The sequence below is a fragment of the Streptomyces sp. NPDC031445 genome (genome assembly GCF_055581365.1).
Map to the genome: position 1 here is coordinate 212151 of NZ_JBVIJO010000004.1, position 14780 is coordinate 226930.

The 14780-nt window shown below is 72.1% G+C and carries 12 protein-coding genes; 7 read left to right on the top strand and 5 right to left on the bottom strand.

Going from position 1 to position 14780, the window contains the following annotated elements:
• Positions 1 to 83: 83 nt before the first annotated feature.
• From ACZ5DC_RS13755 to ACZ5DC_RS13765, 3 genes are all read right to left on the bottom strand, one after another.
• Positions 84 to 791, bottom strand: coding sequence for an ester cyclase (locus ACZ5DC_RS13755; RefSeq protein WP_468652363.1), 708 nt, complete (start codon positions 789 to 791; stop codon positions 84 to 86).
• A gap of 74 nt (positions 792 to 865) precedes the next feature.
• Positions 866 to 1639 carry an SDR family NAD(P)-dependent oxidoreductase gene (locus ACZ5DC_RS13760; RefSeq protein WP_468652365.1) on the bottom strand — a complete coding sequence of 258 codons (774 nt, stop codon included), beginning with the start codon at positions 1637 to 1639 and terminating at the stop codon, positions 866 to 868.
• Positions 1640 to 1710: 71 nt separating this feature from the next.
• The gene (locus ACZ5DC_RS13765) at positions 1711 to 2382 is read right to left on the bottom strand and encodes an MOSC domain-containing protein (protein WP_468652367.1); all 672 of its coding nucleotides are present in this window, start codon (positions 2380 to 2382) and stop codon (positions 1711 to 1713) included.
• Between the two features lie 80 nt (positions 2383 to 2462).
• Here ACZ5DC_RS13765 and ACZ5DC_RS13770 point away from each other — a divergent pair, with 80 nt between their 5' ends.
• Positions 2463 to 3377: a LysR family transcriptional regulator gene (locus ACZ5DC_RS13770; protein ID WP_366748594.1), complete on the top strand. Its 915-nt coding sequence runs from the start codon at positions 2463 to 2465 to the stop codon at positions 3375 to 3377.
• Between the two features lie 174 nt (positions 3378 to 3551).
• Here ACZ5DC_RS13770 and ACZ5DC_RS13775 read toward each other — a convergent pair whose 3' ends face one another.
• A complete protein-coding gene (locus ACZ5DC_RS13775) occupies positions 3552 to 3881 on the bottom strand; it encodes a WhiB family transcriptional regulator (RefSeq protein WP_030641276.1) in 330 nt (109 codons plus the stop codon).
• A gap of 381 nt (positions 3882 to 4262) precedes the next feature.
• Between ACZ5DC_RS13775 and ACZ5DC_RS13780 the strand changes: the two genes are divergently transcribed.
• From ACZ5DC_RS13780 to ACZ5DC_RS13795, 4 genes are all read left to right on the top strand, one after another.
• A complete protein-coding gene (locus ACZ5DC_RS13780) occupies positions 4263 to 4874 on the top strand; it encodes a response regulator transcription factor (RefSeq protein ID WP_003948568.1) in 612 nt (203 codons plus the stop codon).
• Between the two features lie 474 nt (positions 4875 to 5348).
• Positions 5349 to 5936: a sigma-70 family RNA polymerase sigma factor gene (locus tag ACZ5DC_RS13785; protein ID WP_030641278.1), complete on the top strand. Its 588-nt coding sequence runs from the start codon at positions 5349 to 5351 to the stop codon at positions 5934 to 5936.
• 165 nt (positions 5937 to 6101) lie between these two features.
• Positions 6102 to 7607: an IMP dehydrogenase gene (guaB, locus tag ACZ5DC_RS13790; protein ID WP_468652369.1), complete on the top strand. Its 1506-nt coding sequence runs from the start codon at positions 6102 to 6104 to the stop codon at positions 7605 to 7607.
• Positions 7608 to 7754: 147 nt separating this feature from the next.
• Positions 7755 to 8879, top strand: coding sequence for a GuaB3 family IMP dehydrogenase-related protein (locus tag ACZ5DC_RS13795; protein ID WP_468652371.1), 1125 nt, complete (start codon positions 7755 to 7757; stop codon positions 8877 to 8879).
• Between the two features lie 179 nt (positions 8880 to 9058).
• Here the strand turns inward: ACZ5DC_RS13795 and ACZ5DC_RS13800 are convergent, their stop codons facing one another.
• Positions 9059 to 10267 carry a nucleotide sugar dehydrogenase gene (locus ACZ5DC_RS13800; RefSeq protein ID WP_468652373.1) on the bottom strand — a complete coding sequence of 403 codons (1209 nt, stop codon included), beginning with the start codon at positions 10265 to 10267 and terminating at the stop codon, positions 9059 to 9061.
• A gap of 280 nt (positions 10268 to 10547) precedes the next feature.
• On the opposite strand from ACZ5DC_RS13800, the gene ACZ5DC_RS13805 reads away from it, so the two are divergent.
• A complete protein-coding gene (locus ACZ5DC_RS13805) occupies positions 10548 to 12254 on the top strand; it encodes a glycerol-3-phosphate dehydrogenase/oxidase (protein WP_468652375.1) in 1707 nt (568 codons plus the stop codon).
• A gap of 360 nt (positions 12255 to 12614) precedes the next feature.
• Complete coding sequence (locus ACZ5DC_RS13810) at positions 12615 to 14669, top strand: serine/threonine-protein kinase (RefSeq protein WP_468652377.1); 2055 nt, start codon at positions 12615 to 12617, stop codon at positions 14667 to 14669.
• Positions 14670 to 14780: the final 111 nt, after the last annotated feature.

Consider the following 14780-nt stretch of genomic DNA (forward strand, 5'->3'; position numbering starts at 1 on the left):
CCCCCACACGGAAGCGGGGGCAGGATGCGCAAGATGCCATGATCCGCGCTCCGGGGCAAGGGGCTGCGACGGCCGGGGAACGCCTACTGCTCCAACGCGTCGAGCGCCCCCAGCTGCTGCATCAGCCCCAGCTGGTCGTGCTGCCACCACAGCTCGGCGATCTTGCCGCCGTCGCCGAACCGGAACAGCGTCATCCCGGTCATGGTGACCTGGTTGCCGGTCGGCGCGATCCCCAGGAAATCGCCCTGGTGCGCGGCGTACCAGGTCCACCGCGCGCAGGACCGGTCGCCCTGGCTGAGCACGTCCTCCACCGTGAACGCGAAGTCGAAGGCGCCGCGCCACATCCGGAACTCGGCGCGGACGTTGTCCAGCCCGATGGTGTCCTGCGGGTTCATCGGGTCGTGGCTGTGGACGTCCTCTTCCAGCAGGTCGTTGAGCGGCGGCAGGTCACCCTCGGCGCACAGCGCCTCGAAGAACCCGCGCACCACGCCCTCGGGCAGGCTCTCGTCCCGCACGACGTCCAGGTCGACGAACGTCGGCATCTCGTCGCACAGGGCCACCAGCCCCCGGAAGATCCGGTCCGTCTCCGGGAGGTTCGAGTTCCGCATCGCGTCCTCGTACGACGGGAACTCCAGCACTTCGACGACGTGCGACGCGTCCGACCGGTCCGTGCCGACCACCGCGTGCGTCGCCGTCCGCTTCCCCTTGGTCTGCTGGACCCAGTCGTCCATGAGCCGGTTCATCTCGTCCAGCCGGCTCGTCCTGCACTCGATGAGCTGTACGAAGGTCATGCGCCGCCTCCGGCCCCCCTGGTCCGGTACCGTCCTGCCCATCTTCCCACCGGGACGGCGGCGCCACCCGCCCGCTACCGCGGCCCGTACCTGCGCCCCGTCCGGGAGCTGATCCCGCCCATCAGCCCGCGCGGCGCCACCTTCACCAGGCCCATCAGCGCCTTGTAGCGGGGATCGGGGATGGACACGGTCTTGCCGCGCGCGAGGTCGGACAGCGCCGCCGCGACCAGCTTGTCGGCGTCCAGCCACAGCCAGCCCGGAATGTTGTCCGTGCCCATCCCGGCCCGCTCGTGGAACTCGGTGCGCACGAACCCCGGGCACAGCGCCATCAGCCGGACCCCGCTGCCGGCCAGGTCCTTGGCCGCGCCCTGGGTGAACTGCACGACCCACGCCTTGGACGCGCCGTACGTACCGCGCGGGACGAACGCGGCCACCGAGGCGACGTTCACCACCCCGCCCCGGCCGCGTTCGCGCATCGCCCCGGCCGCCGCCGAGGTCAGCCGGAGCACCGCCTCGCAGTGCACCTTGAGCATCCGCAGCTCGTCCGCCATCGGCACGTCCAGATAGCGGCCCTTGTTGCCGAAGCCGGCGTTGTTGACCAGCAGGTCGACCGGGTTCTTCCGGTCGCCGAGCCGGTCGGCCACCGCCTCGATGCCCTTGTCCTGCGCCAGGTCGGCGGTCAGCACCTCCACCTCGATGCCGTGCCGGTCGTGCAGTTCCGTCGCCTGCTCGCGCAGCCGCTTGGTGTCCCGCGCGACCAGGACGAGGTCGTGCCCGTCAGCCGCCAGCCGCCGCGCGAACGCGGCACCGATCCCCGCGGTCGATCCCGTAATCAGAGCCGTTGTCATGGCCCAAGCGTAGTGACCCGGAGCGACAGCCTCCGTGGTCCGCGCGCCGTGCCCGCCGCGCCGCCGGCGGGTTACCCCTCTCCGTGCTCGGCCACGTACGCGCGGGCCTTGGCCAGCGTCTCGGTGTGCAGCGCCGTGCCCGCCGCGAGCAGCCGGGGCAGCAGCTCCCGCTCGGTGGTGACCGCGCGGAACTGCATCGCCGCCGTCACGCCGTGGTCCGGCCGGTGCACGATCTCGACCGGGTCGCCCGCACGGATCTCGCCCGGCTCGATCACCCGGAGGTAGGCGCCCGTCGCGCCCATCCGCGTGAATCTCCTGACCCAGCCGCGCTCGCCCAGATGGCCCTGGAACGTGGCGCACGGAATGCGGCCGGACGTCACCTCCAGCACGACGGCGGGACCGATCCGCCAGCGCTCCCCGATCAGCGCGCCGGAGACGTCCAGACCGTCCGTCGTCAGGTTCTCGCCGAAGCACCCGTGGGCCAGCGGCCTGCCGAGTTCACGCTCCCAGGCGTCGAGGTCCTCCCGGGCGTACGCGTACACCGCCTGGTCGTCCCCGCCGTGGTGGCGGGTGTCGCACACAGCGTCCCCGGCGAGCCCGCTCGCGCCGACGCCCTTGGGGCCGGGCGCCGCCACCCGCACCGGGCCGTCGGCCGGCTGCTTGTCTATGCCGGTCAGGCCGTCCGGCTGGCTCGTGTAGGGCACCTGCCGGGGCCGGCCCAGATTGACCGAGAGAAGCTTCATGCCGGCACGGTAAGCGATCCGGGCCCAAAGCGTCGACGCATTATCGTCGGCCCCGCCCAAGGCTGCCTTATGCTCAACGCGTGATCGAGGCCCGTCATCTCCGCGTCCTGCGCGCCGTCGCCACCACCGGTTCCTTCTCGGCGGCCGGACGCCAGCTGGGCTGCACCCAGCCCGCCGTCAGCCAGCAGATGAAGGCCCTGGAAGCCTCGGTCGGCACCCCGCTGCTGGTCCGCACCGGGCGCGAGATGCGCCTCACCCAGGCCGGCGAGGCCCTGGTCCGGCACGCCTCCGGCATCCTCGCCGGGCTCACCGCGGCCGAGGAGGAGGTCGCCGCCATCGCCGGCCTGCGCGCGGGCCGCGTCCGGCTGGTCTCCTTCCCCAGCGGCAGCTCCACCCTGGTCCCCACCGCCCTGGCCGCCCTGCGCGCGGCCCACCCGGGCACCCGCGTCTCGCTGGAGGAGGCCGAACCGCCGAGGTCCGTGGAACTGCTCCGCGAAGGCGACTGCGACCTGGCCCTGGCCTTCCGCTACGAGGGGGCGGCGGTCGCCGAGGACTGGGACGACCTCGTCCTGCGGCCCCTGCTGACGGACCGCCTGGTCGCCCTGGTGCCCGAACGGCACCGGCTCGCGCGCGCGGACACCGTCGCCATCGGCGAGCTGGCGAACGAGCCCTGGATCGCGGGCTGCCCGCGCTGCCGCGGCCAGCTGGTCGAGGTGTGCGAGGGGGCCGGCTTCACCCCGCGCATCGACTTCGCCACCGACGACTACCCGGCCGTGGTCGGCCTGGTCGGCGCCGGCCTCGGCGTCGCCGTCCTGCCCCAGCTGGCCGTGGAGTCGGTACGGCCGCGGGGCGTGCGCACGGTACGGCTGGAACCGGCGGTACGGCGGGAGATCGTCGCCCTCACCCTGCCCGACCTGGCCCAGGTGCCGGCGGTGTCGGCCACGCTGGAGCAACTGGCGCGGGCGGCGCGGGCGGCGGGACGCGGCCAGGCGTAGCCGGGGGGGCACGGAGGTCACCGAAGGAGCAGGGGTCACCGAAGACGGCGCGGAGGTCACCGAAGGAGCAGGGGTCACGGAGACGAGGGGGCCGCCCGGACGAGGCACGGGCACGCGCGTGCGTGCCCGGTAAGGAAACGGATGCTTTGCCGATGGTGGTGCAGAAACGTTCCTTCAGTGATCCGAAGCGGTGTCCCCGCTGGTGGTGGAGGCCGCCACCAGGCGGTTGCGTGCCCGCCCCATCAACTCCTCACGCTCGTCCTCGGTCAGGCCGCCCCAGACGCCGTACGGCTCGCGCACCGCCAGTGCGTGTGCCGCGCACTCCGCACGGACCGGGCACCTCATGCAGACCTCTTTGGCCGAGTTCTCGCGAGCGCTCCGAGCCGCCCCGCGCTCGCCCTCCGGGTGGAAGAAGAGCGAGCTGTCCACCCCGCGGCAGGCAGCCAGCAGCTGCCAGTCCCACAGGTCCGCGTTCGGTCCGGGAAGGCGGGAGAAATCTGCCATTACGTGACCCCTTGTCGCCGTTCTGGGCGGATACGGTGCCAACGACCGTACATCTCCGGTCTAAGGAGATGAAAATATGACTCATTGCGAATCTAGCCCCGGACACTGCGAAACGGGAAGAAAAAGGGCCGAATGGGGCATAGGTTGTGATGAAAAGTTGTGGGTCCGTCGAGCATGTCTGCACCGTGTCGACGCCCTCACGTAGAGTGCCGAAGACGGCACGCGGGCCCGTAACTCTTTCGAGTGACCGTCGTTGAGAGTGCGGATGCGGTTGAGAAAACAAGCGCTCGGGCAGGCGTCCGAGACGGTCGACCGCACAGGTGACGATTCCGTACCAGCCTGGAGGCTCAAGGTGACGCGCATCAGCTGCGGAGGGCGGTCATGACATCCGTCCTCGTCTGCGACGACTCCCCGCTTGCCCGAGAAGCGCTCCGCCGCGCGGTCGCGACCGTGCCCGGTGTCGAGCGCGTGACGACGGCGGCCAACGGCGAGGAAGTCCTCCGCCGCTGGGGCGCCGACCGCTCCGACCTCATCCTGATGGATGTCCGCATGCCCGGCCTGGGCGGCGTCGAGACCGTGCGCCGGCTGCTGTCCGCCGACCCGGGCGCGCGCATCATCATGCTCACCGTCGCCGAGGACCTCGACGGGGTGGCCCTCGCCGTCGCCGCCGGTGCCCGGGGGTACCTGCACAAGGACGCCTCGCGCGCGGAGCTGCGGGCCACGGTGACCCAGGCGCTGGCCGACCCCACGTGGCGACTCGCGCCGCGCCGGCTGCGCTCGGCGGAGATGGGCGCCGCGCCCACGCTCACCGCGCGTGAGATCCAGGTCCTGGAGGGCATGAGTCACGGCCGCTCCAACGCCGAGATCGGGCGGGAGCTGTTCCTCTCCGAGGACACCGTCAAGACGCACGCCCGGCGCCTGTTCAAGAAGCTCGGCGCCTCGGACCGGGCGCACGCGGTGGCCCTCGGCTTCCGCTGGGGACTGGTCCGCTAGCGAGTGTGGAGCCGGGCGGGCCGCTCGGCGCCGGGGCACATCCCGGTGCCGTCCGCGCCCGCGGCCCCTGTGCGGGCGGCCCGGCTCGAGCTCCGGTCCCCGGGTGCCGCCGGTACCCGGGTTCCGCGGTGGCGCGGCGGGCCGTCGTGCCGTCGCCGTGCCGTTCGGTGGACGGGGCCGTCCGGGTGATTCCGGTCGTCCCGGTCCACCCTGGTCACCCCCGCTGTCCCGGCCGTCCGGGCCCCGCGCCCGACGGGCGAACCGTCGCAGCGGCCGGCGGCCCAGCCGGACGCGCGCTGCTCGTTTCGGCGCGGATGCCGCATCCTTGGAGGTGTGGAGTCTCTCGGGGACGAGTCGGTCGAGCGGAAGGGGAGGGCGCAGGGAATGAGTGCCGGCGCACCTGCTCATAACGCTTCGGTGCACAACCACGAGCACGATGCGACGGACCGGACGGCCGCAGGGCACCATGGACCGATGCGCGACGACGAGGCGGGCACGGCCCACGGGGCGATCGGTGCGCTCGTGCATCGTGCCGTCGACGGGGACGAGCAGGCCACGCACGATCTGCTCGCCCATGTCCACCCCCTGGCGCTGCGCTACTGCCGCACCCGCCTGTCCCGGCTGCCCGGCGACGCGCGCCACTTCGTGGAGGACCTCGCCCAGGAGGTCTGTGTGGCGGTCCTCCTCGCCCTGCCCCGCTACCGCGACACCGGCCGCCCCTTCGAGGCGTTCGTCTTCGCCATCGCCTCCCACAAGGTCGCCGACCTCCAGCGGGCCGCGATGCGCCACCCGGGATCGACCGCGGTGCCGTCCGACGAGATGCCCGAGCGGCCCGACGACTCCCTCGGCCCCGAGGAGCGCGCGCTGCTCAGCAGCGACGCCGAGTGGGCCAAGAAACTGCTGGCCAACCTCCCCGAGAACCAGCGCGAACTGCTCCTGCTGCGCATCGCCGTGGGCTTGACCGCGGAGGAGACGGGGCAGATGTTGGGAATGTCACCCGGTGCGGTCCGCGTGGCCCAGCACCGGGCCCTGAGCCGCCTGAGGGCGCTCGCCGAACAGTGAACCCCCCTGCGCGCAGCCCGAAGTGGCTCCCGCGCCGAACGGGCACGCCGCCGTTTCCGTATGAACATACGAAGCCCGGAGCGACCCCGTACCGTGGAATTTGCTAGCGACGCTTCCCGTTAGCATGGACATCCGCACCGATCAAGGCCATTTGGGGAAGGTGTCATGACTGCGAACGTCGACGGAGTGCCCGGTAAATTCGCGACACTCGGGCTGACCTACGACGACGTGCTGCTGCTGCCGGGCGCATCCGAGGTGCTCCCCAACGCGGTCGACACCTCGTCCCGCATCTCCCGCAACGTCCGGGTGAACATCCCGCTGCTGTCGGCCGCCATGGACAAGGTGACCGAGTCCCGCATGGCGATCGCGATGGCCCGGCTGGGCGGCGTCGGCGTCCTGCACCGCAACCTCTCCATCGAGGACCAGGCCAACCAGGTCGACCTGGTCAAGCGGTCGGAGTCCGGCATGGTCACCGACCCGATCACGGTGCACCCGGAGGCCACGCTCGCCGAGGCGGACGCCCTGTGCGCGAAGTTCCGCATCAGCGGCGTCCCGGTCACCGATCCGGCCGGCAAGCTCCTCGGCATCGTGACCAACCGGGACATGGCCTTCGAGAGCGACCGCACCCGGCGCGTGCACGAGGTCATGACCCCGATGCCGCTGGTCACCGGGAAGGTGGGCATCTCCGGCCCCGAGGCCATGGAGCTGCTGCGCAAGCACAAGATCGAGAAGCTGCCGCTGGTGGACGACGAGGGCGTCCTCAAGGGCCTGATCACGGTCAAGGACTTCGTCAAGGCCGAGAAGTACCCCAACGCCGCGAAGGACGCCGAGGGCCGGCTGCTCGTCGGTGCCGCGGTCGGCGCCAGCCCGGAGGCGCTGGAGCGCGCCCAGGCGCTCGCCGCCGCCGGTGTGGACTTCCTGGTCGTCGACACCTCGCACGGCCACAACAGCAACGCCCTGAGCTGGATGTCGAAGATCAAGTCGAGCGTCGACGTCGACGTGGTCGGCGGCAACGTCGCCACGCGTGACGGCGCCCAGGCGCTGATCGACGCCGGTGTGGACGGCATCAAGGTGGGCGTGGGCCCGGGCTCCATCTGCACCACCCGTGTCGTCGCCGGTATCGGTGTCCCGCAGGTCACCGCCATCTACGAGGCGTCCCTCGCGGCCCGTGCCGCCGGCGTCCCGCTGATCGGCGACGGCGGCCTGCAGTACTCCGGCGACATCGGCAAGGCGCTGGCCGCCGGCGCCGACACGGTGATGCTGGGCAGCCTCCTCGCCGGCTGTGAGGAGTCCCCGGGCGAACTGCTCTTCATCAACGGCAAGCAGTTCAAGTCGTACCGCGGCATGGGCTCGCTGGGCGCCATGCAGTCGCGCGGCCAGGGCAAGTCGTACTCGAAGGACCGCTACTTCCAGGCCGACGTCACCGCCGACGAGAAGCTCGTGCCCGAGGGCGTCGAGGGCCAGGTGCCCTACCGCGGTCCGCTCGCCAACGTGCTGCACCAGCTCGTCGGCGGCCTGCGCCAGACCATGGGCTACGTCGGCGCCGCCACCATCGAGGAGATGGAGTCCAAGGGCCGGTTCGTGCGGATCACCTCGGCGGGCCTGAAGGAGAGCCACCCGCACGACATCCAGATGACGGTCGAGGCGCCGAACTACAGCAACAAGAAGTAAGCCAAGAAGCAAGCACAGCGGCGGGAAGCGACGCCCCCGCGCGCGTGAGGCTCGCGCCACGGCGGTCCCGGAGCATCCGGGGCCGCCGTCGCCGTGCCCGTCGGCGATACTGGAAGGCGCTGCAACGCATAGGGAAAGGCCACCAACGTGACTGAGATCGAGATCGGGCGCGGCAAGCGCGGCCGCCGGGCGTACGCCTTCGACGACATCGCCGTCGTCCCCAGCCGCCGTACGCGGGACCCGAAGGAGGTCTCGATCGCCTGGCAGATCGACGCCTACCGCTTCGAGCTGCCGTTCCTGGCCGCCCCCATGGACTCCGTGGTCTCCCCGGCCACCGCGATCCGCATCGGCGAGCTGGGCGGCCTCGGCGTGCTCAACCTGGAAGGGCTGTGGACGCGGTACGAGGACCCGCAGCCGCTGCTGGACGAGATCGCCGAGCTGCCCGCCGAGCAGTCGACCCGCCGGCTCCAGGAGATCTACGCGGCGCCGATCAAGGAGGAGCTGATCGGCGCCCGCATCAAGGAGGTGCGCGACTCCGGCGTGGTCACCGCCGCCGCGCTCTCCCCGCAGCGCACCGCCCAGTTCTCCAAGGCGGTCGTGGACGCGGGCGTGGACATCTTCGTCATCCGCGGTACGACGGTCTCGGCGGAGCACGTGTCGTCCTCGCACGAGCCGCTGAACCTGAAGCAGTTCATCTACGAGCTGGACGTCCCGGTGATCGTCGGCGGCTGCGCCACGTACACGGCGGCCCTGCACCTGATGCGCACGGGCGCCGCGGGTGTCCTCGTCGGTTTCGGCGGCGGCGCCGCGCACACCACGCGCAACGTGCTCGGCATCCAGGTCCCGATGGCCACGGCCGTCGCCGACGTGGCCGCGGCCCGCCGGGACTACATGGACGAGTCCGGCGGCCGGTACGTGCACGTGATCGCGGACGGCGGTGTCGGCTGGTCCGGCGACCTGCCCAAGGCGATCGCCTGCGGCGCCGACGCGGTGATGATGGGCTCCCCGCTGGCCCGGGGCACCGACGCGCCCGGCAAGGGCCACCACTGGGGCATGGAGGCGGTCAACGAGGAGCTGCCCCGCGGCAAGAAGGTCGACCTCGGCACGGTCGGCACGGTCGAGGAGATCCTCACCGGCCCGTCCCACACCCCGGACGGCTCGATGAACTTCTTCGGCGCCCTGCGCCGCGCCATGGCCACCACCGGCTACAGCGAGCTGAAGGAGTTCCAGCGGGTCGAGGTGACGGTGGCGGACAGCCAGCACCGTCGCTAGTCGCCGAAGCGGTCACCACGACGCCGGAAGGGCCGGTCATCCCACCGGATGACCGGCCCTTCCGCATGCCCAGGCATGGTCACGTGCGCATGAAGGGGGGCGCGTCACGCGAAAGGGGGCGTGCGGTTGCGTTCACGGGTGGGCTCCACCTGGTCCCAAGGTACCGGCGCCGAATCCCGTCACAACCGGTGCGCCGCTCCCGTGGGGGTGGCGCCGCGTGTGTCCAGCAGCAGCTGGGCCTTCACCGAGAGGCCCTGCAGGTCGTACGTCCGGTGCTGCTGGAGCAGGATCGTGAGGTCGGCGTCGGCCGCGGCCTCGTACAGGGAGTCCGCGCGCGGGACGGGCCGGTCCAGGACGCTCCACTCGGGCACGTAGGGGTCGTGGTAGCTGACGGCCGCGCCGAGGCCCATGAGCCGTACGGCGATCTCCTGGGCCGGGGTGCCCTGCTGGTCGGCGAGGTCGGGCTTGTAGGTGACGCCGAGGAGCAGCACGCGGGCCCCGCGCGCGGACTTGCCGTGTTCGTTCAGGAGCGTGGCCGCGCGCTGGACGACGTACCGGGGCATCCGGTTGTTGACCTGCTGGGCCAGCTCGACCATGCGCAGGGTGCGGGTCGCGTGCCCGGTCAGGTCCAGCGGGACCCCGTGCCCGCCGACGCCCGGACCCGGGCGGAACGCCTGGAAGCCGAAGGGTTTGGTCTCCGCGCACCGGATGACGTCCCACAGGTCGACGCCCAGCTCGTGGCAGAGGACGGCCATCTCGTTGACGAGCGCGATGTTGACGTGCCGGTAGTTGGTCTCCAGCAGCTGCACGGTCTCCGCCTCGCGCAGCCCACGCGCGCGTACCACCTTGTCGGTGAGCCGGCCGTAGAACGCGGCGGCCGACTCGGTGCAGGCGGGGGTGAGGCCGCCGATGACCTTGGGGGTGCTCGCGGGGGTGTGGGCGCGGCTGCCGGGGTCGACCCGGCTGGGGGAGTAGGCGAGGTGGAAGTCGCGGCCGGCGCGCAGCCCCGAGCCGTCCTCCAGCAGCGGGCGCAGGAACTCCTCCGTGGTGCCGGGGAGCACCGGTGACTCCAGGATGACCGTGGTGTGCGGGCGCAGCCGCGCGGCCAGGGTGCGGGCGGCCGCCTCGACCTGACCGAGGTCGAGTCCGCCGTCGGCGCCGCGCGGGGTGGGCGCGCAGATCACCGCGGTGCGCACCCGGCCGAGCTGGGCGGGGTCGGTGACGGGGCGGAATCCGGCGGCGTGCATCCGGCGCAGCTCCGCGGGGCTGAGCGAGCCGGCCTCGGGGCCGGTGGCATAGCCGACGGTGGGGATACCGGAGGCGACGGCGGCCTGGGCGAGCGGCAGGCCGTAGGGACCGAGTCCGATGACGGCGAGGTCTGCGGGCATGGCGTGGGCCGTCCTTCCAGTAGCCGAAGCGGGACAGGTGCGCAACCGCTGTGGAGAAGACGAGCGAGTGCACTGTCAGACTAGGTACATATATGACCGTTATGCGTGATTGTGTTTGTGTGTCTTCCAAGCGTTGTGCGCAAGTTGTCCACAGGCCGGGATCCCGTGGTGGCTGAAGTCGGGCAGCCCGGTCAGAATTTGGGCATGAGGAGGGGATGAACCGGGCTTCGCCCACCGGGTGCGGCCGACGCGAGCGAGTCTGCTACAGCGGGAGGCAGCGGTGAGGACAGCGACTCTGGGGCCGGCGCAGCGCGCCGGGGCACTGGCGGCGATGGCGGAGCGCGAGCTGGACGTGCTGGTGGTCGGCGGCGGAGTGGTGGGCGCGGGCACCGCGCTGGACGCCGTCACACGCGGCCTGTCCACCGGCCTGGTCGAGGCCCGCGACTGGGCGTCCGGCACCTCCAGCCGGTCCAGCAAGCTGATACACGGCGGTCTGCGCTATCTGGAGATGCTCGACTTCGCCCTGGTCCGCGAGGCCCTGAAGGAGCGCGGTCTGCTGCTGGAGCGCCTCGCCCCGCACCTGGTCAAGCCGGTCCCGTTCCTCTACCCGCTCCAGCACAAGGGCTGGGAGCGGCTGTACGCGGGCTCGGGCGTCGCCCTGTACGACGCGATGTCCATGGCCCGCGGCCACGGCCGCGGCCTGCCCGTGCACCGCCACCTCACCCGCCGCCACGCCCTGCGCGTGGCCCCCTGCCTGAAGAAGGACGCCCTGGTCGGCGCCCTGCAGTACTACGACGCCCAGATGGACGACGCCCGCTTCGTCGCCACCCTGGTGCGCACGGCCGCGTCCTACGGCGCGAAGGTGGCCAACCGCGCGCGCGTGACCGGGTTCCTGCGCGAGGGGGAGCGGGTCGTCGGCGCCCGGGTGCAGGACGTGGAGGCCGGCGGGGAGTACGAGATCCACGCCCAGCAGGTCGTCAACGCCACCGGTGTGTGGACCGACGACACGCAGGCCATGGTCGGCGAGCGCGGCCGGTTCCACGTCCGCGCCTCCAAGGGCATCCACCTGGTCGTGCCCAAGGACCGCGTCCACTCCACCACCGGTCTGATCCTGCGCACCGAGAAGTCCGTCCTGTTCGTCATCCCCTGGGGCCGGCACTGGATCATCGGCACCACCGACACCGACTGGGACCTGGACAAGGCCCACCCGGCCGCGTCCAGCGCCGACATCGACTACCTGCTGGAGCGCGTCAACTCGGTGCTGGCCGTGCCGCTCGGCCGCGACGACGTACAGGGGGTGTACGCGGGGCTGCGCCCGCTGCTGGCCGGCGAGTCCGACGCCACCAGCAAGCTGTCCCGCGAGCACACGGTCGCCCACCCGGTGCCGGGACTGGTGGTCGTGGCGGGCGGCAAGTACACGACGTACCGGGTGATGGCCAAGGACGCCGTCGACGAGGCCGTGCATGGGCTCGACATGCGCGTGGCCGACTGCGTCACGGAGGAGACCCCGCTGCTCGGCGCGGAGGGCTACCAGGCGCTGTGGAACGCGCGAGCGCGGACAGCCGCGCGCACCGGACTGCACGTGGTCCGCGTGGAGCACCTGCTGAACCGGTACGGCTCGCTGGCCGAGGAGGTCCTGGACCTCATCGCCGCCGACCCCTCGCTCGGCGAGCCGCTGCACGCCGCCGACGACTACCTGCGCGCCGAGGTGGTGTACGCCGCCTCGCACGAGGGCGCCCGGCACCTGGACGACGTCCTCACCCGCCGCACCCGCATCTCCATCGAGACCTTCGACCGCGGCACCCGCAGCGCCCGCGAGGCGGCCGAGCTGATGGCGCCCGTCCTCGGCTGGGACGAGGACCAGATCGCCCGCGAGGTCGAGCACTACGAGAAGCGGGTGGAGGCGGAGCGGGAGTCCCAGGTCCAGCCGGACGACCAGACCGCGGACGCCGCGAGGCTGGGCGCGCCGGACATCGTGCCGCTGTAACGGCGGCCGACGTTCACTCGAACGAGTGGCCGTTTCCGGGATCTCCGCTCGAATCGCGGCCGTTGTACCCGGTGAGAGGGGACAACTCGGCGGCGGGTGGCGTGGGTTCGAGGCGGGGGGCGTCGTCGCCGACGAGCGGTGGCGGTGTCAGGGTCACCGGTATGGACAGGACTGTCCGAAGCGCCGGCGTGCCGGTTCCGCCCTTCTTACGACCCATCATCCCGGTAAGCGGAACACCTGCTTCAGGTGGGCTTCCGGGGTGGCGGGGGCGGGCCACGGCCCGGGGCACCCTGGGCGTCGGGCACTTGTCGGGTGAGGGACAATGGAGGCTCTGTCAGGGCGGGTTGTATGAGGGGACGCATGTCGGAGGCGGAGCGGGCGGGTACACCTCGTCAGGAGACTCGTCAGGACAAGAACGAGCGGCGTCTCCTCGCGGGGCGGTACCGGCTGGGAGACGTGCTGGGCCGTGGCGGTATGGGCACGGTCTGGCGCGCCGAGGACGAGACCCTGGGCCGGACGGTCGCCGTGAAGGAACTGCGGTTCCCGTCGAACATCGACGAGGAGGAGAAGCGGCGCCTGATCACGCGCACCCTGCGCGAGGCCAAGGCGATCGCCCGGATCCGCAACAACAGCGCGGTGACGGTCTTCGACGTGGTCGACGAGGACGACCGGCCCTGGATCGTCATGGAGCTGGTCGAGGGCAAGTCCCTCGCCGAGGTCATCCGAGAGGACGGCGTGCTGGAGCCCAGGCGCGCCGCCGAGGTGGGCCTCGCCGTCCTCGACGTGCTGCGTTCCGCGCACCGGGAGGGCATCCTGCACCGGGACGTGAAGCCGTCCAACGTGCTCATCGCCGAGGACGGCCGGGTCGTGCTCACCGACTTCGGCATCGCCCAGGTCGAGGGCGACCCGTCCATCACCTCCACCGGCATGCTCGTCGGCGCCCCCTCCTACATCTCCCCGGAGCGGGCCCGCGGCCACAAGCCGGGACCGGCGGCCGACCTCTGGTCCCTCGGCGGCCTGCTGTACGCGGCGGTCGAAGGCACCCCGCCCTACGACAAGGGTTCGGCGATCGCCACGCTCACCGCGGTGATGACCGAGTCCCTGGAGGAGCCGAAGAACGCCGGACCGCTGCGGGACGTCATCTACGGCCTGCTGACCAAGGACCCGGCCAAGCGGCTGGACGACGCCGGGGCCCGAGCCATGCTCAACGCCGTCATCCGGGCGCCCGAGCCGAAGCCGCTGGACGCCACGCAGGTGGTCCCGCTGCCCGCCCAGTCCGGCGGGCCCGCGGGCAAGCGGGGCGAGGAGGGCGGCGAGAAGCTGCGCGGCGCCCTGCGGTCGGTCCGCAAGGCGGCCGGGGCGGCCGGGGCGGCGGCCGCGCGGACCAAGAGCGCGAGCGAGCCGTCCGCGCCGGGGACGGGCGGCGCGGTGGGTGCCGGGGGCGCGGCTCCCGGTGGGACGCGGCCCGGGTTCTCCGCCGGGCCGGGGGCCGTACCCGCCGCGAGGCCGGGCGGTGCGGCGCCGGGTGCCGCCGGCGTGCCGAACTCCAGCACGAACAAGCAGGGTTCCGGCTGGCCCGTGGTGCCGCCGCCGGACCTGGACCTGCCGACGCGGCCGGTGCCGCGGGCCCCGCTGACCGACGTGGTGTCGAAGCGGACGCTGCTGATCATCGCCGTGGTGGTCGTGCTCGCCGTGCTCGGGACAGTGCTGGCCTTCGCCCTGGGCGGCGACGACGGCAAGGACGACAAGAGCGGCGGGGCCAGGGCCGCGGCCAGTCCCGGCGCGTCCGCCGAGCGGGACAAGGGCACGGGCGGCGGCACGGCCACCGGGCCCCGGACGGACGGGGCGGGTTCGGCCTCCGCGAGCACCGGGCCGACGACGGGCACCGGGGCGAGCCCGTCCGCCGGCACCGGTTCCGGCTCCTCCGACGACGACTCCTCCGACGACGACTCCTCCGGGTCGAAGAAGCAGGACGGGAGCGCTCCGGTGGTCTCCACCCGCAAGGGCGGCCAGGGGTACTCGATCGGGCTGCCCAAGGGGTGGAAGTACCAGTCCAGCGGGGCAGCCGGTGACCGCTACACCGGGCCCGACGGGCAGAAGCTGCTCGTCGCCTGGACCAGCACGCCCAAGGACGACCCGGTGGCCGACTGGAAGAACCAGGAGGGCTCCATGGTGCGCTCCCAGTACCACAAGATCCGCATCGAGAAGGTGGACTACCGCGACTGGAACACCGCCGACTGGGAGTTCACCTATGTCGAGGGCGGCACCGGGTACCGCACGATCGACCGGGGCTTCGTGGTGAACGACCACCTCGGTTACGCGCTGATGTACACCGCGAAGGGCGCCGACTGGCACGGCGAACTGCGCAAGGACACCTGGAAGACGTTGACGAGGTCCTTCGAACCCAAGTCATAGGCGCCGTGCGCCGGTTTGGTACGTGAGAATCCGTCATCCTCTCAATGCGGGTTGCCTCCGGCACGTATCGTGAAGGGTCGCGGACCGTACGCGGCCGGACGCGTGTACGAA